The sequence below is a fragment of the Streptomyces sp. NPDC007945 genome, from assembly GCF_042958885.1.
GTDB lineage: Bacteria > Actinomycetota > Actinomycetes > Streptomycetales > Streptomycetaceae > Streptomyces.
This window is the reverse complement of the sequence record NZ_JBIBJV010000011.1, coordinates 49238-67802: the sequence shown is the minus strand read 5'-3', so window position 1 is coordinate 67802 and position 18565 is coordinate 49238. Positions and strand designations below refer to the sequence as shown.

The 18565-nt window shown below is 72.5% G+C and carries 14 protein-coding genes; 1 reads left to right on the top strand and 13 read right to left on the bottom strand.

The window, feature by feature from the left end; all coding sequences use genetic code 11:
- Nucleotides 1–116: 116 nt before the first annotated feature.
- The 10 genes from ACFZCF_RS28150 to rsmI form a co-directional block, all read right to left on the bottom strand.
- Nucleotides 117–1925: a PQQ-binding-like beta-propeller repeat protein gene (locus tag ACFZCF_RS28150; protein ID WP_388449206.1), complete on the bottom strand. Its 1809-nt coding sequence runs from the start codon at nt 1923–1925 to the stop codon at nt 117–119.
- 13 nt (nt 1926–1938) lie between these two features.
- Nucleotides 1939–3762: a PQQ-binding-like beta-propeller repeat protein gene (locus tag ACFZCF_RS28145; RefSeq protein ID WP_391289686.1), complete on the bottom strand. Its 1824-nt coding sequence runs from the start codon at nt 3760–3762 to the stop codon at nt 1939–1941.
- Between the two features lie 112 nt (nt 3763–3874).
- On the bottom strand, nt 3875–5683 hold the full coding sequence (locus tag ACFZCF_RS28140) for an ABC-F family ATP-binding cassette domain-containing protein (RefSeq protein WP_388449210.1): 1809 nt from the start codon (nt 5681–5683) through the stop codon (nt 3875–3877).
- Nucleotides 5684–5760: 77 nt separating this feature from the next.
- Nucleotides 5761–7044, bottom strand: coding sequence for an acyltransferase family protein (locus ACFZCF_RS28135; RefSeq protein ID WP_391289684.1), 1284 nt, complete (start codon nt 7042–7044; stop codon nt 5761–5763).
- Between the two features lie 97 nt (nt 7045–7141).
- Complete coding sequence (locus tag ACFZCF_RS28130) at nt 7142–8047, bottom strand: 4-(cytidine 5'-diphospho)-2-C-methyl-D-erythritol kinase (RefSeq protein WP_391289681.1); 906 nt, start codon at nt 8045–8047, stop codon at nt 7142–7144.
- Nucleotides 8044–8964: a 16S rRNA (adenine(1518)-N(6)/adenine(1519)-N(6))-dimethyltransferase RsmA gene (rsmA, locus tag ACFZCF_RS28125; protein ID WP_388449213.1), complete on the bottom strand. Its 921-nt coding sequence runs from the start codon at nt 8962–8964 to the stop codon at nt 8044–8046. The genes ACFZCF_RS28130 and rsmA overlap by 4 nt, the downstream gene beginning before the upstream one ends.
- Before the next feature lie 34 nt (nt 8965–8998).
- Entirely contained in the window at nt 8999–10330 is a 1332-nt protein-coding gene (locus ACFZCF_RS28120; RefSeq protein WP_391289679.1) for a ubiquitin-like domain-containing protein, read from the bottom strand.
- Between the two features lie 123 nt (nt 10331–10453).
- Entirely contained in the window at nt 10454–11323 is an 870-nt protein-coding gene (locus ACFZCF_RS28115) for a TatD family hydrolase (RefSeq protein ID WP_359528607.1), read from the bottom strand.
- A gap of 195 nt (nt 11324–11518) precedes the next feature.
- Nucleotides 11519–11941 (bottom strand): hypothetical protein, encoded by a 423-nt coding sequence (locus ACFZCF_RS28110; protein ID WP_388449216.1) that lies wholly within the window; start codon nt 11939–11941, stop codon nt 11519–11521.
- 183 nt (nt 11942–12124) lie between these two features.
- Nucleotides 12125–12970, bottom strand: a complete 846-nt coding sequence (gene rsmI, locus ACFZCF_RS28105) for a 16S rRNA (cytidine(1402)-2'-O)-methyltransferase (protein ID WP_388449217.1) — start codon at nt 12968–12970, stop codon at nt 12125–12127.
- 112 nt (nt 12971–13082) lie between these two features.
- Here rsmI and ACFZCF_RS28100 point away from each other — a divergent pair, with 112 nt between their 5' ends.
- On the top strand, nt 13083–14834 hold the full coding sequence (locus tag ACFZCF_RS28100) for a phospholipid carrier-dependent glycosyltransferase (protein WP_391289677.1): 1752 nt from the start codon (nt 13083–13085) through the stop codon (nt 14832–14834).
- 58 nt (nt 14835–14892) lie between these two features.
- Here ACFZCF_RS28100 and ACFZCF_RS28095 read toward each other — a convergent pair whose 3' ends face one another.
- The 3 genes from ACFZCF_RS28095 to ACFZCF_RS28085 are packed head-to-tail and all read right to left on the bottom strand — an operon-like array spanning nt 14893 to nt 18346.
- Nucleotides 14893–15519, bottom strand: coding sequence for a hypothetical protein (locus tag ACFZCF_RS28095; RefSeq protein ID WP_388449219.1), 627 nt, complete (start codon nt 15517–15519; stop codon nt 14893–14895).
- A 2-nt stretch (nt 15520–15521) separates the two neighbouring features.
- Complete coding sequence (locus ACFZCF_RS28090) at nt 15522–17825, bottom strand: hypothetical protein (protein ID WP_391289676.1); 2304 nt, start codon at nt 17823–17825, stop codon at nt 15522–15524.
- Nucleotides 17825–18346 carry a hypothetical protein gene (locus ACFZCF_RS28085; RefSeq protein WP_391289674.1) on the bottom strand — a complete coding sequence of 174 codons (522 nt, stop codon included), beginning with the start codon at nt 18344–18346 and terminating at the stop codon, nt 17825–17827. Before ACFZCF_RS28085 ends, ACFZCF_RS28090 begins: the two co-directional genes overlap by 1 nt.
- Nucleotides 18347–18565 lie beyond the last annotated feature (219 nt).

Below are 18565 nucleotides of genomic sequence, written 5' to 3'. Positions count from 1 at the left end.
AGCTACACGCTCCCCCTCCCCACGGTCCGTCAACCTCCGCCGCCCGAAAGGGGGAAGGAACGCGCGAAGGGCCTCCCCGGTGTCCCGGGGAGGCCCTTCGCGTCGGTCGGGGGGCGTCAGCCCTTGGTGCTGAACGAGACCGCGAGGTACTTCTTGTCGAGGGCGGAGCCGGACTCCCTCGGCTTGTTGGCGTAGGTGCCGGAGATGAAGAACCGGCCGTCGCCGTAGAGGAGCTCGGCGCCGGTGATCGAGAAGCTGGACTCGATGGACCGGTTCGCCTTGTCCGAGGGGTTCTCCAGGAGCAGCGTCGACTTCATGGTGCCGGCGTGGACGGAGACGATCTGCCCGCCCTTGTCGTGCGGGGGCACCTTGTACGCGATGAGGTCGCCGCCGTCCATGCGCAGCGGCATCAGCACGTAGCCGTCGCCCGCGTCGGCCTTCTCGGGCGCCATCTTGCCGTCGGCGAGGCTGAAGGCGACGATCTCGTTGGTCTCGTCGCCGTACTCGCCGGTGGAGCCCTCGTGCTCCTCCGTCGGCAGGTAGAGCCGGTCGTCGCCGACCAGGGCCTGCGAGCACTCCTCCACCGAGGTGGCGCCGCACTCGGCCGCGTAGCGGTCCGGGTTGGCCGTGATCTTGGTCCGCAGCTTGCCGGTCTTCTCGTCGATGGAGAAGAAGTCGGAGACGCTGCTGCCGTCGTCTGCGGCGTCGCCGACGTTGGCCGCGACCACCAGCGGCTTGGTCGAGACGACCGACGTGTAGTCCACGCCCTGCGGCATCTTGAACTCGGAGAGCGGCTTGCCCGACTTCGGGTCCAGGTTCTGGACGGAGACGGTCTGGGCGCCGTACTTGCCGCACTTGCGGACCGCGACGAGGCCGGCGCCGCCGCCGTACCCCATGTCGTAGCAGCCCTGGTCGTTGGACTGGGGCTTCCAGAGCACCTTGCCGGTGGCCGCGTCGAAGGCGGCGCCGCCGTCGGTGCCGCCGGCCGCCACGGTGCCGCCGCCGAGCGTCACCTCGCTGAAGCGGGCCTTCTCGTCGCCGCCGCCGCTGACCGAGGCGGACCAGAGGAGCTTGCCGCTGTTCAGGTCGAGCATGCCGATCTGGTTGCAGCTCTGGTAGTAGCGGGGTGCGACGCGCTTCTTCTCCTCGAAGAGGATCGGCACCTTGTTGTCCTCGGTCTTGTGCCGGGACGCGCCGCAGACCTGGCCGGGCAGCGGGATCGTCCAGGAGACCGTGCCCTTGTCGATGTCGTAGCCGACGACCGAGTCGACGCCCGTCTTCACGAACGTCTTGTCGGTCAGCCAGGAGCCGTCGACGGGCGTGGTGTCGGGCACCTTCGGGACGTCGATCCGGAAGGCGAGGCGGGCGCCGGTCTTGTCGCCCGGCTTCTCCTTGCCGTTGCCGCCCAGGCCGTTGCCCGCGCCGCCGTCGCCGGAGGCGCCGCCGTCACCGCCGCCGTTCGGGGACTGGCTGGTGCCGCCCGCGGGCTTGGCGTCCGGGGACGGGTCCGAGCCGGACTTGGCATACCAGATGCCGCCGCCGACGATCAGGGCGACGGCCACGGCCGCCGCGACGATGATCTGCGCCTGCGCGGACAGCTTCCGGCGGCCGCCCGGCGCGACCGCCGGCACCTGCTGCTGCGGCGCGGTCGGGTAGCCGTACGGCTGCGGGGGCTGGTTCGGATGGCCGTACGGCGGCGGAACCGGCTGCTGGTACTGCGGGGCCTGCTGCGGGTAGCCGTAGCCGGGCTGCCCCTGCGGGGCCTGCGGGTAGCCGTAGCCGGGGTCGCCGGCCGGTGGGGGCGGGGGCGTCGGCGCGCCGAAGCCGCCCTGGCCCTGGCCCTGACCGGGGTCCTGCGGGGCGCCGAAGCCGCCCGGCGGCGGGCCGGGGGGCTGGTTCGGCGGCGGAGGGGGTGGCTGGGTCATCGGTCCGCGTACCTCACTTGCTGAAGCCCATCATCGTCTTGGTCTCCTTCTCCTCGGCGTCGTTGGACGCCGAGACCCGGCCCGCCGCGATCACGAAGGTGCCGTTCCCGTAGGCGTAGCCCGCGCTGAAGAAGCCGCTCTCGATCTGCGTGACCGAGACGGGGTGCTTGAGGAGGATCTTCGGCGCGCCGCCGGCCGGGGCGATCGTCGCGACCGCGCCGCCCTTGTCGTACTTGGGCGCGACGTAGGCGAGGACCTCGCCGCCCTCCATGCGCAGCGGCGACATCTGCTGCTCGTCGGGGGCCTTCGAGCGCCACTTCGGCTTGCCCGTGTTCAGGTCGAAGGCGACGATCTCGTTGGAGGTGCCGTACGCGGTGTCGGTCGCCATGTAGAAGGTGTCGCCGCCGGCGGCGACACCGGTGCAGCCCTGGAGGTTGCGGCCGAAGATGACGAAGCCGCCCCCGCAGCGCGGGGCGAACTTGTCCTTGCCGCCCTGGATCTCGGAGCGCACCTTGCCGTCGGGCTTGAGCGCGACGACGGACCACTTCTTCTGCTCGCGCTGGAAGGCGGAGACGACGAGCGGGTTCACCGAGTAGACCTTGTCGACCTCCCAGGTGGCGGCCAGCCGGTAGGTCCACTTGGCCTTGCCCGTGTTGGGGTCGACCTCGCTGATCGTGTGCTGCTCCTTGTTCACGTCCGAGGTGCGGCACTGCGCGGCGGCGATCAGCTTGGTGGCGTCGCCGGCGTAGGCGTACGGCTTGCAGTCGCCGGTCGGGCCGGTGAAGACCTGGCGGCCGTCGGTGAGCGAGAAGCCGTAGGCGCTGCTGCTGCCGGCCGCGGTGACCGTGTTGCCGCCGATGGCGAGGGTGTTGTCGGAGAAGGCGAAGAGGCCCTGCGGCTTCGGGACGGCCTTCTTCCAGCCCGCCTTGCCGGTCTTGAGGTCGATCTGCTGCAGCATCGAGCACTTGGCGCCGTCCTTGGCGCTCTCCTCGTACCCGAAGACCATGAGGCCGTTGGCGCCGGGCTGGGCCGGGGCGGCGCACAGCTTGAAGGGCACGTCGACGGACCACTTCTTGGCGCCGTCGGTCAGGGAGTAGCCGGAGACGCCCTTGTACATCGCCTTGACGACGGTGTCGCCGACGATCCACGGGCCGAAGACCTCGGAGCCGTTGCGGGGCAGGTCGACGTCGTTGGTGGTGAGGAAGTTGACCTTCGCCTCGCCCTCCTGGCGGGCCGCGTTGAGGTCGTCCTCGCCGCCCTTGTCGCCGTCGCCGGAGCCGTCGCCCTGGTCGACCGACTCGGTCGGCTTCGGGCCGGTGGTGGCGCTGGAGCTGCTCGACGGCGTCTGCGCGACGGTCGGCTGGTCGTCGTCACCGCCGCCGACGACGGCCCAGGTGGTGACACCGGCGACGAGCACGACGGCGGCCGCGACGATCGCGACGAGCCCCGTGCGGCCCTTGAACGGGCCCCCGCCGGAACCGCCGCCCGGCGCGGGCGCGCCCGGGTACATCGGCTGGGTCTGGCCCGGGTAGCCGCCGTAGGGGCCGGGCTGCTGCCCGTACGGGCCCGGCTGCTGCGGCTGGCCGTACGGACCCGGCTGCGCGGCCTGCTGCGGATAGCCGTACGGCGGCGGGACGGGCTGCTGGTGCTGCTGCTGCTGCTGCTGCTGCGGGTAGCCGTAGCCGGGCTGGGCCTGCGGCGGCTGGCCGGGCGCCTGCGGCGGGACCGGCGGCATCTGCGGCGGCTGGGCCGGCGGGACGGGCGGCATGCCGCCCTGGTTCGGATCCTGGGGAGCTCCGAAGCCCCCCGGCGGCTGGTTGCTGGGCGGCTGGGTCATCAGCGCTTCCCCCTTGCTGTGAGCGGGTTTTCTTTCTACCACTCACCAGGTGGCGCAAAAGCGACCGGTCCATCCCTTGTGCCCAAGGGAGGACCGGTCCGTGATGCCCTCGTTATGCGTCCTCGGCCAGTTCGAGCCAGCGCAGCTCCAACTCTTCACGTTCTCCCGAAAGTTCTCGCAACTCGGCGTCGAGCTTCGCGACCTTCTCGAAATCGGTCGCGTTCTCGGCGATCTGCGCGTGCAGCTTCGACTCCCGCTCGGAGATCTTGTCGAGCTGCCGCTCGACCTTCTGGAGCTCCTTCTTGGCGGCCCGCGCGTCGGCCGCGGAGACGCCGGCCTTCTGCTGCGGGGCGGCCGCGGCGGCGGGCGCCGGGGCGGCCTCCTCGATCATCCGGCGGCGCCGCTCCAGGTACTCCTCGATGCCGCGCGGCAGCATCCGCAGGGCCCGGTCGCCGAGCAGGGCGAAGGTGCGGTCCGTGGTGCGCTCCAGGAAGAAGCGGTCGTGGGAGATGACGACCATCGAGCCCGGCCAGCCGTCGAGGAGGTCCTCCAGCTGGGTCAGGGTCTCGATGTCGAGGTCGTTGGTGGGCTCGTCGAGGAAGAGGACGTTCGGCTCGTCCATCAGCAGGCGGAGCAGCTGGAGCCGGCGGCGCTCACCGCCGGACAGGTCGCCGACGGGCGTCCACTGCTTCTCCTTGCCGAAGCCGAACTGCTCGCACAGCTGCCCGGCCGTCATCTCCCGGCCCTTGCCGAGGTCGACCCGGTCGCGGATCTGCTGCACGGCCTCCAGGACGCGCAGCTGGGCGGGGAGCTCGGTGACGTCCTGGGAGAGGTAGGCGAGGCGCACGGTCTTGCCGACGACGATCCGGCCGGCCGGCGGCTGCTTCTCGCCCTGGGAGACGGCCGCGTCCGCGAGCGCCCGCAGGAGTGAGGTCTTGCCCGCGCCGTTGACGCCGACGAGACCGACGCGGTCGCCGGGGCCCAGCTGCCAGGTCAGGTGCTGGAGGAGGGTCTTCGGACCGGCGGTGACGGTCACGTCCTCCAGGTCGAAGACGGTCCTGCCGAGCCGGGCGTTGGCGAACTTCATGAGCTCGGTGGAGTCCCGGGGCTCGGGCACGTCCGCGATGAGCGCGTTCGCCGCCTCGATGCGGAAACGGGGCTTGGAGGTGCGGGCCGGGGCGCCGCGCCGCAGCCAGGCCAGCTCCTTGCGGACCAGGTTCTGCCGCTTGACCTCCTCGGTGGCGGCGATCCGCTCCCGCTCGGCCCGGGCGAACACGTAGTCGGAGTAGCCGCCCTCGTACTCGTACACGGCACCGCGCTGCACGTCCCACATGCGGGTGCAGACCTGGTCGAGGAACCAGCGGTCGTGGGTGACGCAGACGAGCGCCGAGCGGCGGGCCTGGAGGTGGCCGGCGAGCCAGGCGATGCCCTCGACGTCCAGGTGGTTCGTCGGCTCGTCGAGGACGAGGAGGTCCTGCTCGTCGATGAGCAGCTTGGCCAGCGCGATGCGGCGCCGCTCGCCGCCGGAGAGCGGACCGATGACGGTGTCGAGGCCGTGCTCGAAGCCGGGCAGGCCGAGGCCGCCGAACAGGCCGGTGAGCACGTCCCGGATCTTGGCGCTGCCGGCCCACTCGTGGTCGGCCATGTCGCCGATGACCTCGTGCCGGATGGTGGCCTTCGGGTCGAGCGAGTCGTGCTGGGTCAGCACCCCGAGCCGCAGCCCGCCGCTGTGCGTGACGCGGCCGGTGTCGGCCTCCTCCAGGCGCGCCAGCATCCGGATGAGGGTCGTCTTGCCGTCGCCGTTGCGCCCCACGACCCCGATCCGGTCCCCTTCGGAGACGCCGAGCGAGACCCCGTCGAGCAGGGCACGGGTGCCGTACACCTTGCTGACGTTCTCGACATTGACCAGGTTGACGGCCACGTTGACTCCAGTGCGGGGTGATCGATCGACGTACCAGGGTACGTCGCCGCGCCCCGCCGGCGGCCCGGCCGACCGGCTCAGGACCGGAAGCGGCCCGGCCGGTCGACGAGGAGCCAGCCCACCAGCGCCATCGCGACCGCCGCCGGGGCGGTCACCCTGACGGCGATCAGGGTGGCGGTGTGGCCTTCCAGGAGGCCGCCGAAGCCCGTCATCGACAGGCCCAGGACGCCGAGGAGGGCGAGGGCGATGCCGAGTGCGGCGAGCGGGCCGGAACCACCGGTGCGGGGGACGGGGGCGGGGGCCTCGAAGCGGCGGAAGACCGCGACGAGGAGGCCGGTCAGCAGGGCCGCCGCGAGGATCCGGGGCGGCAGCTGCGCCCACCAGGCGGCGGTCGCCGGCGCCGGGAGCCGCACGCCGAGCGCGAGCATCCCGCCGTACACGCCGAGCATCGCCGTCAGGTGCCACAGGAAGGCCGTCATCGCGATGCCGTTCGCCGCGACCACCGCCCGCCAGACCCGGGCCCCGGCCGCGAACCGCTCCCCCGGGCCGCGCAGCAGCTCCACCGCGCCGATCAGCCACAGGCCGTGGCAGAGCAGGGCCAGCGTCGGCGGTGCCATGTTCGACACCTTCTCGCCGGGCATCCCCACCATGGACAGCGGATACGGGCCGAGGGCCACGAGCAGGCCCGCGCCCGCCAGCCCCGCCGCCGCGAGGAGCGCCGGGCGGCGGATCGCCCCGTCGGCGCGCAGGAAGCCGAGCTGGTGCACGGCCAGCCAGACGAACGCGAAGTTCAGGAACTCGACGTACGGGACGCCGGCGGCGAAGCGCAGCACGTCGACGAGGACGGCGGCGGCCGCGAGCCCCGCGAAGGCGCCCCAGCCGTACCTCTCGTGCGCCCGCAGCAGCGGCGGCGTGAAGGCGACCATCGCCAGGTAGATGCCGATGAACCACAGCGGCTGCGTCACCAGGCGCAGCGCGACGCCGGTCAGACCCCCGTCGGCCCCCGCCGCCTGGAGGACGAGCGCCGCCGCGCCCCAGACGGCGACGAACACCATGGTCGGCCGCAGCAGCCGGCGGAGCCGGGCCCGCAGGAAGTCCGCGTACCGGGGGCGGGAGCGGTGGGCGAGGGCGTGCGCGAAGCCGCCCACGAAGAAGAACACCGGCATCACCTGGAGCGCCCAGGTCGCCGCCTGGAGCTCCGGCACGACCGCCAGCAGGTTGCCGACGCCGTCCTGGGTCACGGCCGCCATCAGCCAGTGGCCGAGGACGACGACTCCGAGCGAGACGACCCTGAGCAGGTCCACGTACCGGTCCCGGCTCGCCGGCGTGCCCTCGGCGAGCTCCCGCGCGCTGATTCTCATGCGGGCAGCGTCCCGCGCCCTGCCTCCGGGCCGACAGGGCGCGGATACTCATCCGGCCGCTGAGTACGGGGCCGGGGCGCGGACCGGGCGGCGCGACCTAGAGGAGCGTCGCTCCCGCGGCCGGGGAGGTGGCGGTGTGGGTGGCGCGGCAGGTGCCGGAGGCGCGGAGGGCCCGCGCCACCTGGTCCGCCGACTCCGCGTCCTTCACCAGGAAGGCCGTCGTCGGGCCGGAGCCGGAGACCAGGGCCGCGAGGGCGCCCGCCTCGGTGCCTGCCGCCAGGGTCGCGGCGAGCGAGGGGCGCAGCGAGAGGGCGGGGGCCTGGAGGTCGTTGGCGAGTGCTCCGGCCAGCGCGGCCGTGTCGCCGGTGCGCAGGGCGTCGAGGAGCGCCGGGGAGGCGGCCGGGGCCGGGACGTCGACGCCCTCCGTGAGGCGGTCGAACTCGCCGAACACCGTCGGCGTCGACAGGCCGCCGTCGGCGACCGCGAAGACCCAGTGGAAGGGCCCGGCGACCGGCAGCTCGGTCAGCCGCTCGCCGCGGCCGACGCCGAGCGCCGCGCCGCCGACGAGGCTGAAGGGCACGTCGGAGCCGAGTTCGGCGCAGAGGTCGAGGAGCACGTCACGCGGGGTGTCGAGGCCCCACAGCGCGTCGCAGGCGAGGAGGGCGCCGGCGCCGTCCGCGCTGCCGCCGGCCATGCCGCCGGCCACCGGGATCGCCTTGGCGATGTGGAGGTGGACGTCCGGGGAGAGGCCGTGCCGGGCGGCGAGGAGCGTGGCGGCGCGGGCCGCGAGGTTGGTGGCGTCCAGCGGGACCTTGTCCGCGTCGGGGCCCTCGCAGGTGACCGTCAGCCGGTCGGCGGGGGTGGCCGTGACCTCGTCGTACAGCGACACGGCGAGGAAGACGGTGGCGAGGTCGTGGAAGCCGTCGGGGCGGGCGGCGCCCACCGCGAGCTGCGCGTTGACCTTGCCGGGGACCCGTACGGTCACGCCCGCCGTGCCGGTCACGCCCGTGCCTCCGGCTCGTCTCCCGGCTCGTTCTCCGACGTGGGTCCGGGCTTGTTCTCCGCGATCCGGGCGAACTCCTCCACGGTCAGCGCCTCGCCGCGCGCCTGCGGCGAGATGCCGGCCTTCACCAGCGCCTCCTCGGCCGCGGCGGGCGAGCCCGCCCAGCCGGCGAGCGCGGCCCGCAGCGTCTTGCGGCGCTGCGCGAAGGCCCCGTCGACGACCGCGAAGACCTCTTCCTTGGTCGCGGTGGTCGCGACCGGCTCCGTGCGGCGGACCAGGGAGACGAGACCGGAGTCGACGTTCGGCGCGGGCCAGAAGACGTTGCGGCCGATGGCGCCGGCGCGCTTGACCTCGGCGTACCAGTTCGCCTTGACGGAGGGGACCCCGTACACCTTGCTGCCGGGGCCGGCGGCGAGCCGGTCGGCGACCTCGGCCTGGACCATGACGAGGGTCCGCTCGATGGTCGGGAAGCGGTCGAGCATGTGGAGCAGGACGGGCACGGCCACGTTGTACGGGAGGTTGGCGACGAGCGCGGTCGGCGCCGGTCCCGGCAGCTCGCGGACGAGCATGGCGTCGGAGTGGACCAGCGCGAAGCGGTCCTTCCGCTCCGGCATGCGCGCGGCGATCGTGGCCGGCAGCGCGGCGGCGAGGACGTCGTCGATCTCGACGGCGGTGACCCGGTCGGCGGCCTCCAGGAGGGCCAGGGTGAGGGAGCCGAGTCCGGGCCCCACCTCGACGACCACGTCGTCGGGGCGCACGCCCGCGGTGCGGACGATGCGCCGGACGGTGTTGGCGTCGATGACGAAGTTCTGGCCCTTCTGCTTCGTGGGGCGCACGCCGAGGGCGGCGGCCAGCTCACGGATGTCGGCGGGGCCGAGGAGGGCGTCGGGGCCGTCGGGGCCGGTGGTGGTGCTCACCGGTACAGCGTAGGCCCTGTGCGGCGCGGCACGGTCACCCGAAAAGCCTGCGCCCGCAGTGCGGCCAGGGGCCGGCGCCGCGCTGGACGTACAGCTTCTTGGCCCGGAAGGTCTGTTCGGCCGCGGGGGCGTTCTGGGCGACGCCGGTGCCGCCGAGGGAGCGCCACGTACCGGGGTCGAACTGGTAGAGCCCCCCGTACGTCCCCGAGGGGTCGACCGCGTTCGGCCGGCCGCCGGACTCGCAGGCCGCGAGGGCGCCCCAGTTCAGGCCGTCGGCGCCGGCCACGGAGGTGGGGAGGGCGCGGGTGCCGACGCGGACCTTGCGGGAGACGGGTGCGCGGACGAGTTCCTCGCCGGTGCGGCGGGGCCGCTGCTGCACGCCGTTGACGGAGCGCAGGTGGTACGTGATCCGGCGCAGGCCCGGCACCCCCTGGCGTTCGACGACCTCGGTGCCGGCGAAGAGTTCCGGGTCGCGGACGCGCTCGACGGCGTACGGGACGGCCTCCTCGCGGGTCTGGGTGGCGCCGGTGATCCGCAGCACGGTGACGGTCTGCCCGTCGCGGGGGAAGGCGTCCCGGGGGACGGAGGTGGTGTCCTCGCCGCCGAGGGTGATGCCGGCCTCGTCGAGGGCCTCGGCGACGGTGGCCGCGTTGGTGCGGACGGTCCGCTCGCGTCCGTCGGCGAGGAAGGTGACGGCGCGTTCGGTGCGGACATCGAGCGCGAGTCCGGTGCGGGAGATCGCGGCGGAGCGGGAGACCGACAGATAGGCGCCCTCGGCCCGGACGCCGAGCTGGCGCAGGGCGCCCTCGACGGTGTCGGCGGTGGTCCACACCTGGCGGCGGTACCCGTCGAGGGTGAGGGAGACCGGCCGGCCGTACCGCAGGACGACCTCGTCGCCGCTGGCCAGCGGCTCGCCGGGGGCGGGGGCGACGAGGTCGTGCTCGCCGATCTCCAGGCCCTCGTCGGCGAGGAGCTCCCGCACGTCGTCGGAGAAGGTGTGCAGGGTGCGGGGGACGCCGTCGACGGAGAGCCGGATCGCCTTGTCGTCGGCGACGAAGGCGCTGGTGCCGCCGGCCAGGAAGGCGACGACGAGGGCCTGCGGCAGCAGCCTGCGCAGTCCGTCGCCGGCCGGGCGGGCGGCCTTGCGGCGCCGGGCCCCGCGCCGGGCGGCCCTGCCCGGCGCGGGGACGGGAGCGGGGACCGGAGCGGGGACGGAAGCGGGGGCGGTGCCGGGAAGGGGTTCCACCGCGGGTCCCACGAAGGGTTGCACGACGAGGGGGGCGGCCTGGGTGGGCTGCTCGTGGAGGGGCAGCGTGGCCGTCGCGCCCCGCCGTCCGGCGCGGTGACTGCCCTGGGAAGTGCTCACGAGCCCGGGACCCTAGCCCCGGCGGCCGTCACTCTCCAAAGCGACCCGACTACGACACGTAACCGTTATGCGGGGTGACGCACCGGAGCTCGTCCCCGGCGGCCCGGAGGCCTGCGGTGGTCGTCAGTAGTCGAAGGCGCGGGCGGTGTTCACGGCGAGCGCCTCCGCCATCGCGTTCTCGTCGATCCCGCGGACCGCGGCCATCGCCCGGACGGTGACCGGGATCAGGTACGGGGCGTTGGGGCGGCCCCGGAAGGGCGCCGGGGTGAGGAAGGGGGCGTCGGTCTCGACGAGGACGAGGTCCAGCGGGGCGACGGCGAGGGCGTCGCGCAGCGGCTGGGCGTTCTTGAAGGTCATGTTGCCGGCGAAGGACATGTAGTAGCCCTTGGCCGCGCAGATCTCGGCCATCGCGGCGTCGCCGGAGTAGCAGTGGAAGACGGTCCGCTCGGGGGCGCCCTCCTCGTCGAGGACGCGCAGCACGTCGGCGTGGGCCTCGCGGTCGTGGATGACGAGGGTCTTGCCGTGCCGCTTGGCGATCTCGATGTGGGCGCGGAAGGAACGCTCCTGCGCGGCCATGCCCTCGGGGCCCGTGCGGAAGAAGTCGAGGCCGGTCTCGCCGACGCCGAGGACGTGCGGGAGGGCCGCGAGCCGGTCGATCTCGGCGAGCGCGTCGTCGAGCGCCGCGTCGCCGCCGGCCTCCCGCGCCCCCTGCCGCGACCATCCGTCGGGGTCGCCCAGGACGATCCGGGGGGCCTCGTTCGGGTGCAGGGCGACGGCCGCGTGCACGTTGGCGTGCCGCTCCGCGGTCTCCGCGGCCCACTGGGAGCCCTTCACGTCGCAGCCGACCTGCACGACCGTCGTGACGCCGACGGCCGCGGCCTTGGTCAGCGCCTCCTCGACGGTGCCGGACTGCATGTCGAGGTGGGTGTGCGAGTCGGCGACCTCCACCAGGAGGGGTTCGGGCAGCGGCGGCGGGGCGTCCTTGGCACTCATGGCCCCGATCGTACGAGGGCCGGGAGCGGGTCCGCGCGGCGGTTCCGCGGTCCCGACGCCGGAAGCGGGGGGCTTTCGGCGCCGGGGGCGGGGGCTACCGGTGCCGGGTCTCTCGGCGTCGGGAGCGAGGGCTCGGCACCGAGGGCCGTCGGCACTGAGGGCTCTCAGCACCGGGGCTCCCGGCGCCGGTGGCTCTCAGCGGCGGGAGCGGAAGGGATGGAGCAGGTCGGAGAGGTGCCAGTGGTGCGGGACCGGTGGCGTCTCGTCGCCCTCGGTCAGCTCCTGGCCCACGGGCCCGGCCGGCGAGACGGGCCGGGTCTCCTTGGCGCCGCCCCCGCGCCCGTGGTGCTCCATCGACGCGATCAGGTCGAGCACGCTCGACACCTGGCCGGCGCGCATGATCCGCACGACGTGGCCGCCGCAGTTCATGCAGGTCGGGTTCGAGAGCGGCGAGGGAACCCGCTCCCCGTCCGCCTTGTACACGACGAACGCCTGACCGTGCGCGTCCGTGTGGTGCTCTATCTCGTAGGACTGCTCCCAGCCGTACCCGCACCTCATGCAGGCGAAGGCGTAGGCCTCATGGACGACGGGCGTTCCGGTGCCGGTGGACTCGCTCATGCCAGCTCCTCTCCACTGGTCCAGTGGACGCCTTTTCGGGCCGGGGCGCATCAGCGCGGAAGAAAACGTGGAACGGTTTTGGGCGTTCCCTTGCCAAAGCGCCCTCGGAAGTCTCCCGGCGCCGGATTCGGCTTTACCTCAAAGATTAGCCCTTTACCGTTTCCAGGGCCTTTCCTGGAATCGTCAGGACGCGTTCTTCGCCGCGACGACCGCGTCGAAGACCTCCCGCTTGGGCAGCCCCGCCTCCGCGGCGACCGCCGCGATCGCCTCCTTGCGCCGCTCGCCCGCCTCCTCGCGCACCCGCACCCTGCGCACCAGCTCGGCCGCGTCCAGTTCCTCGGGTCCGGTCTCCGGGGCGCCCTCGACGACGACGGTGATCTCGCCGCGCACCCCTTCCCTCGCCCAGGCCGCCAGCTCGCCCAGCGGGCCGCGTTTCACCTCTTCGTACGTCTTGGTCAGCTCGCGGCAGACGGCGGCGCGCCGGTCGGTGCCGAAGGCCTCGGCCATCGCGTCGAGGGTGTCGTCGAGCCGGTGGGGGGCCTCGAAGTAGACGAGGGTGCGCCGCTCCGCCGCGACCTCCCTGAGCCGGCCGAGCCGCTCGCCGGCCTTCCTCGGCAGGAAGCCCTCGAAGCAGAACCGGTCGACCGGGAGGCCGGAGAGGGCGAGGGCGGTGAGCACGGCGGACGGGCCGGGCACGGCGGTCACCTTGATGTCCGCCTCGACGGCGGCGGCGACGAGGCGGTAGCCGGGGTCGGAGACCGACGGCATGCCCGCGTCGGTCACGAGCAGCACCCGCGCGCCGCCCCGCAGGGCCTCGACCAGCTCGGGCGTGCGCGCCGACTCGTTCCCCTCGAAGTACGACACCACCCGCCCCGTGGTGTGCACGCCGAGCGCCCGGGTCAGGCCGCGCAGCCGGCGGGTGTCCTCGGCCGCGACGATGTCCGCCCCTTCCAGCTCGGCGACGAGCCGCGGCGGCGCGTCGCCGACGTCACCGATGGGGGTCCCTGCGAGTACCAGCGTTCCTGTCACGCGTCCATCCTCCCAGGAGTCACGCCGCTCTCGTCCCGGAAGTCCCACCCGTGACGGCGCCGCGACCGCCGGGACGGGCGACGCGCACAGGCGCAGTCCCTACGATGGCGCGGTGACCCGTACCGCACCCGAGGCCCTGGAGGGCCAGCACTCCGTGGCGCCGACCGTGGCCGAGCCCTCGTCGTGGCAGCTGCGGCTGCGGCGCTTCGGCTACCGCCCGCCCGCCGCCGGTTCGCTCGCCATCGGCACCCGGGACCGGCTCGACCCGCCGTACACCCGGCCCTCGCCGCGGGTGACGTCGCTCCTGGGGCTCGGCCCCGCGGCCGCCGACCGGCTGTGGCGGCTCTCCGCGTGGGGCGGCCCGCTGCTCGTCGCGGCCGTCGCGGGCGTGCTCCGGTTCTGGAACCTGGGCAAGCCGCACGCGGTGATATTCGACGAGACGTACTACGCCAAGGACTCGTGGGCCCTGATCAACCAGGGGTACGAGGGGGCGTGGCCCAAGGACATCGACAAGACGATCCTGAAGGATCCCGGCTCGGTCCTGATCCCCACCGACCCGGGGTACGTGGTCCACCCGCCGATGGGCAAGTGGGTCATCGGCGTGGGCGAGCAGCTCTTCGGCTTCGAGCCGTTCGGCTGGCGGTTCATGGTGGCGCTGCTCGGGACGCTCTCCGTCCTGATGGTGTGCCGGATCGGCCGCCGCCTCTTCCGCTCCACCTTCCTCGGCTGCCTCGCCGGACTGCTGCTCGCCGTCGACGGCCTGCACTTCGTGATGAGCCGCACCGCGCTCCTCGACCAGGTGCTGATGTTCTTCGTCCTCGCGGCCTTCTGCTGCCTGGTCGTCGACCGGGACCGGGCGCGGAAACGGCTCGCCGCCGCGCTCCCCGAGGACGCGGACGGGGTCCTCCGCCCCGACGCGGAGATCGCCGAGACCCTCCGCCTGGGCTGGCGCCCGTGGCGGCTCACGGCCGGTGTGATGCTGGGCCTGGCGGGCGCGACGAAGTGGAACGGTCTGGTCTTCCTGGCCGCGTTCGGCCTGATGACGGTCCTGTGGGACGTCGGCGCCCGGCGGACGGCGGGCGCGGTCCGCCCGTACGCGGCCGTCCTGAAGAGGGACGTGCTGCCCGCGTTCGTCTCCACGGTGCCGGTGGCGTTCGCCGCCTACCTGGCCACCTGGTCGGGCTGGCTCGTCTCCGACAAGGGGTACTTCAGGAACTGGGCCGCCGAGCAGGACGCGGTGGACCCCGGCTTCTGGAGCTGGCTGCCGCAGTGGTGGCGCAGCTTGTGGCACTACGAGTCCGCGGTGTGGAAGTTCCACGTCGAGCTGACCTCGCCCCACACGTACGAGTCCAACCCCTGGTCCTGGCTGGTCGCGGGCCGCCCGGTCTCCTACTTCTACGAGTCCCCCGCCCCCGGCACCGGCGGCTGCCCGGCCTCCGCGAAGGAGAAGTGCGCCCAGGAGATCCTCGCCCTCGGCACCCCGCTCCTGTGGTGGGCCGGCTGCGCCGCCCTCCTGTACGTCCTGTGGCGCTGGCTGTTCCGCCGCGACTGGCGCGCCGGCGCGATCCTCTGCGCCTTCGCCGCCGGCTGGCTCCCGTGGCTCCGCTACCAGGAGCGCACGATCTTCTACTTCTACGCCGTGCTCCTCGTCCCCTTCCTGTGCCTGGCGGTCGCCATGATGATCGGCGCCATCATCGGCCCGAAGGGCTCCACGGAGAGACGCCGCACCATCGGCGCCGTGGTGGCGGGCTGCCTGGTCCTCCTGATCGTCTGGAACTTCATCTACTTCTGGCCGATCTACACGGCGACGCCGATCCCGATGGACGAGTGGCGGTCGCGGATGTGGCTGGACACCTGGATCTAGCGACGGAGACGAAGGAGGGAGGGTCCGACCGGCGGTCGGGCCCTCCCTCCTTCGTCTCCTACTGACGCGGGGCGTCGGCGGGGAGGGTGCAGCGGGCCGCCTTGTGGGCCGCCTCGGCCGCGATCTCGGCGAGGCGGCGGAGGTCGTCGAGGCGGTCGGCGGGGGCGGGGTCGCGGAGCTGGACGAAGGTGCTCAGCCCGGAGTTCCCGTAGGGGATACAGGCGGAATAGACCGCTCCGACCCGCAGGATCTCCGGTGTCGTCGTGAAGGCCCAGCGCCCGGCGTCGAAGGCCACCGGCCGCCGCCCGTCGGTGTTGCCGAGCACCTCCTCCCGCCAACTCCGCTCGCTGCCCCAGGCGCCCATCTCCGTGCGCACCAGAAGCAGCTGCCGGCCGTCACCGCTGACGGTGCAGCTCGACAGGTGGTTCGCGTCGGTGGGGCTCGGGCCGCGGGGAGTGCCCCGCTCGCGGGGGATCCGGTAGGAGACCGCGTACGGCAGCAGCCGGTTCAGGATGTCCGCCGCCTCCTGCGACTCCCCGAACGAGGGACAGAGATCGGCCGCCTCGATCGTCCCCTTCGGCTTCTTGAAAGGCGGGGTATTGGTGGCGTAGCTGGTCGCCACCCAGGCGGCGACCAACACCAGGCACACCGCGAGCGCGATGGTGCCACGCTTCCTCGACGTCATGCTCACTTGTCCTTCTCCAGCGCGTTCGGGACACCCACACCCTCGCAGTAGTCACGGATGTTGGTGTGGGCGGAGGTGAAGCCCGCTTCGGTCTGTCCCGCGATCGAGGACACCACGCTCGGGTAGGACACGCCGGTCTTCTTCTCCGACTCCTGGGCGGCCTTCTCCACGAGGGCGAAGGTCGATTCGCGGGTCGCGTTGATCTCCTCGCCGTTGCGGTAGATGACCTCGCCCGAGCTGTCCTTCATCAGCCCCTCGGTGAGGCTTCCGATGATCTCGCCCGCGACCGTCTCCGCCGCGCCGCCGGCGATGACCGCGCCCGGGCCGACGGCCGAGGCCGTGGCGGCGCCGACACCGATGCCGACGAGGGACTCGCCGAGTTCGCCCGCCTTCGTGATGGCGTCGTTGAACTCGGCGTCCTTGTTGCCCGCGTCCAGTTCGGCGGCGTACGCGCGGCCGGCACCCAGCATGCCCTGGATCTCGCCGGCGTTGTGCGCGATGGCTCCGGTGGCCTTCTCCAGGTTCTGCGCGGGGGTGTTCCCCTTCTCGTCCACGAAGGCGTCGGGGTGGGCGAAGTGGTACTCCAGCATCCCGGCGGTGTACGCGTGCTGGCCGACGCTGACGGCCGCGTACCCCTCGGGGTTCTGTCCCACGGTGTACAGGAAGCGGGTGAGGTCCTGCTCGTTGAGGGGTGCGGCCGCTCCCGCGATCGGGTACAGCCTGTCCTCTCCGGCGTCGCCCGCGCGCAGGCCCCGGTGGATGTCCGCCATGTACTCCGCCGAGATCTGGCCCAGGCTGTCCGACATGAAGCCGTTGTCGGTGAGGCGGGAGGGGACCTCGGAGACGGACTTGACGATGTCGCCGTACAGCTTGGCCTGTTCCTCGGTGTGGGCGGCGGTCGCCGGGGTGGGGAGTTCGCCGGCCGGGTGGCCCGTCGTGGCGGCTTCCAGGGCGGCGGCGAGGTAGTTCTTTCCGGAGATGCTGTCCTCGCCCTCCGAGTCCTCCTCCCGCATCCACTCCCGCTCCTCGAAGAGGTACTGGAAGTTGGTCAGGCCGATGTGGCCCTTGTTGCCGTCGCCGTCGGTGTCACGCTTGAAGGGGTTGTTCTCGGTGTCCTTGCCGATGAACTCCGAGTTGAAGAACGCGGTCGCGGCGTCCGGGCTGTTGGAGAGGGCCTTCATGTAGCCGGTCATCGGGTCGAAGCCGAAGTCGGTGCCGGTGGTGTTCAGGTGGGGCCAGATGCCGCCGCCGTTGTAGCCCCAGATCTGCTCGGGGCGGCGGCCGTCCCGTACCCCCTCCTGTTCCTTGGCGAGCATGTTGCGGCCGTAGCTGTCGAGGAAGTCGTCCTCGTAGTCGCCCCAGCGCATGAGGTTGCTCATCACGACGTAGCCGGAGAGGCCGTTACCGGGGCCCATCGGCTTCTCCACGGCCTGGAGCATGTCGAACTTCCAGCGCGCCATGTCCGGGCTCGCGCTCTGCGTGGCGTTGGCGAGCGTCAGGCCCAGGTGCTTCTGGAGGTCCTTGTACTGGTCGAGGCGCTTGCCGTCAGCGGCGTGGTCGCGGCTGTTCGGGTCGTTCAGCTGGGCCCAGAAGTCGAGGGTGCCCTGGGCGCCGAGCCCGTGGGCGAAGGTGGAGGCGAAGAGATCGTCGCCGTGGTACTTGGTGAGGCCCGCGAGCAGCCGGTCGAACTCGGCCTCCGACATCGTGCCCGGGTCCTTCTTCGCCAGCGCCGCGAGGTCCTCCGCCGTCTTCATGGCGGTGGCGGCCTGGTCCCGGTCGCCGTACTCGGCGTCGCCGAAGCCCTTCTCCGCCTGGTCGACGAGGGCGCGGAGGACCTTGGCGGCGGAGCTGTCGCTCTCGGCGGCGCTCTTGATGATGCCGTCGATCCGGTCCCGGACGCCGTCCACGGTGCTCTGCTGGACGTCCTTGCCGGCGTCGCCGTCCATGGCCTTGGCCATGAAGCTCTTCCCCTGGGGGACGACGGACACCTCCTGCTGCCGCGCCGACTCGATGGCCTGCTCCAGGTCTCCCTTGAACTTCTTCAGCTCGCCGAGGGTGTCGCGGAGGATGTTGCGGACGGAGGTGGCCTGGGTGTGCGCGTCGCCGAACTCGCCGGCGGTCTTGTCGATGAACTTCCGTCCGACCTGGGAGTTCACGCCCTGCCAGTCGGCCTTGGCTGCGGCGCCCTTCAAACCCTCGCTCGCGTCCTTCTCCAGCTTCTCCAGGTTGGTGACGAGCGTGTTCCAGTCGGTCAGCGCCGCGTCGAGCGTGCCGAACTTGGCGTGCAGCAGGGTGTCGAAGTCCATCACTTGCCGTCCTTCTTCTCACCCTTGTCGTCCTTCTCGCCGTACACGTCGTTCGGCTCGCCGGGCGCGGAGGCCCGCTCGTCGAAGCCGGAGTCGAGCGTGGCGATGCCGCTCATGCGCCGCTCGATGAAGATCTCATCGCCGGCGTGGGCGTTCTTCGTGTAGTCCATGTGGTTCGAGATGTGCGCGCAGGCGTCCATGAGGTCCGCCAGCGCGGACGCCCACTTGATGGAGACGTGGCTGAGCGCGCCGCCCAGCTCGAAGCCCTGGCCCGAGAGGTCGGAGGCGGCGGAGTCGGTGGTGGTCTCCGCCACCCGGCCCTCGCGCCACAGCCGGTTGTAGAGCCCGAAGGCGTGATCGCCGATCTTGGCGAGGTGCTCGTTGACGACCTTGAGGTCGCCCTGGCCATTGGTGGACAGCGACTTGCCGTCCGGCTCGTCCGGCACCCGGTTCAACTGCATCCGGGTCGAGGAGGCTCCGGCGGCCTCAGCCTTGAGCTGGTTCCATTCGTCCCACGCCATGGTGACTCCTCCTCTTGGGCCCGTCCTCGCTCCGCGCGGTCGCCTCGAAACCTTCGATGCGGAAGCAACGCTCGACGGCATCCTAGGGAGAAGGACGAAAGGCGCCACGCCTGAGACCAGGGTCCGGACACCTTCACAGATCCTTCGCAGGGGAGAATTCCGTTTGCGATGGACGTGACAGGTGTGGCTCGATCCCGCTCGACAGGTGTCAGTGGCGGC

Excerpts from the sequence above, each read along its gene's own strand:
- ACFZCF_RS28150 (WP_388449206.1), bottom strand. The coding sequence starts at position 1,925 with ATGACCCAGCCACCCCCTCCGCCGCCGAACCAGCCCCCCGGCCCGCCG.
- ACFZCF_RS28145 (WP_391289686.1), bottom strand. The coding sequence starts at position 3,762 with ATGACCCAGCCGCCCAGCAACCAGCCGCCGGGGGGCTTCGGAGCTCCC.
- ACFZCF_RS28135 (WP_391289684.1), bottom strand. The coding sequence starts at position 7,044 with ATGAGAATCAGCGCGCGGGAGCTCGCCGAGGGCACGCCGGCGAGCCGG.
- ACFZCF_RS28115 (WP_359528607.1), bottom strand. The coding sequence starts at position 11,323 with ATGAGTGCCAAGGACGCCCCGCCGCCGCTGCCCGAACCCCTCCTGGTG.
- ACFZCF_RS28110 (WP_388449216.1), bottom strand. The coding sequence starts at position 11,941 with ATGAGCGAGTCCACCGGCACCGGAACGCCCGTCGTCCATGAGGCCTAC.
- ACFZCF_RS28095 (WP_388449219.1), bottom strand. The coding sequence starts at position 15,519 with ATGACGTCGAGGAAGCGTGGCACCATCGCGCTCGCGGTGTGCCTGGTG.
- ACFZCF_RS28090 (WP_391289676.1), bottom strand. The coding sequence starts at position 17,825 with ATGGACTTCGACACCCTGCTGCACGCCAAGTTCGGCACGCTCGACGCG.
- ACFZCF_RS28085 (WP_391289674.1), bottom strand. The coding sequence starts at position 18,346 with ATGGCGTGGGACGAATGGAACCAGCTCAAGGCTGAGGCCGCCGGAGCC.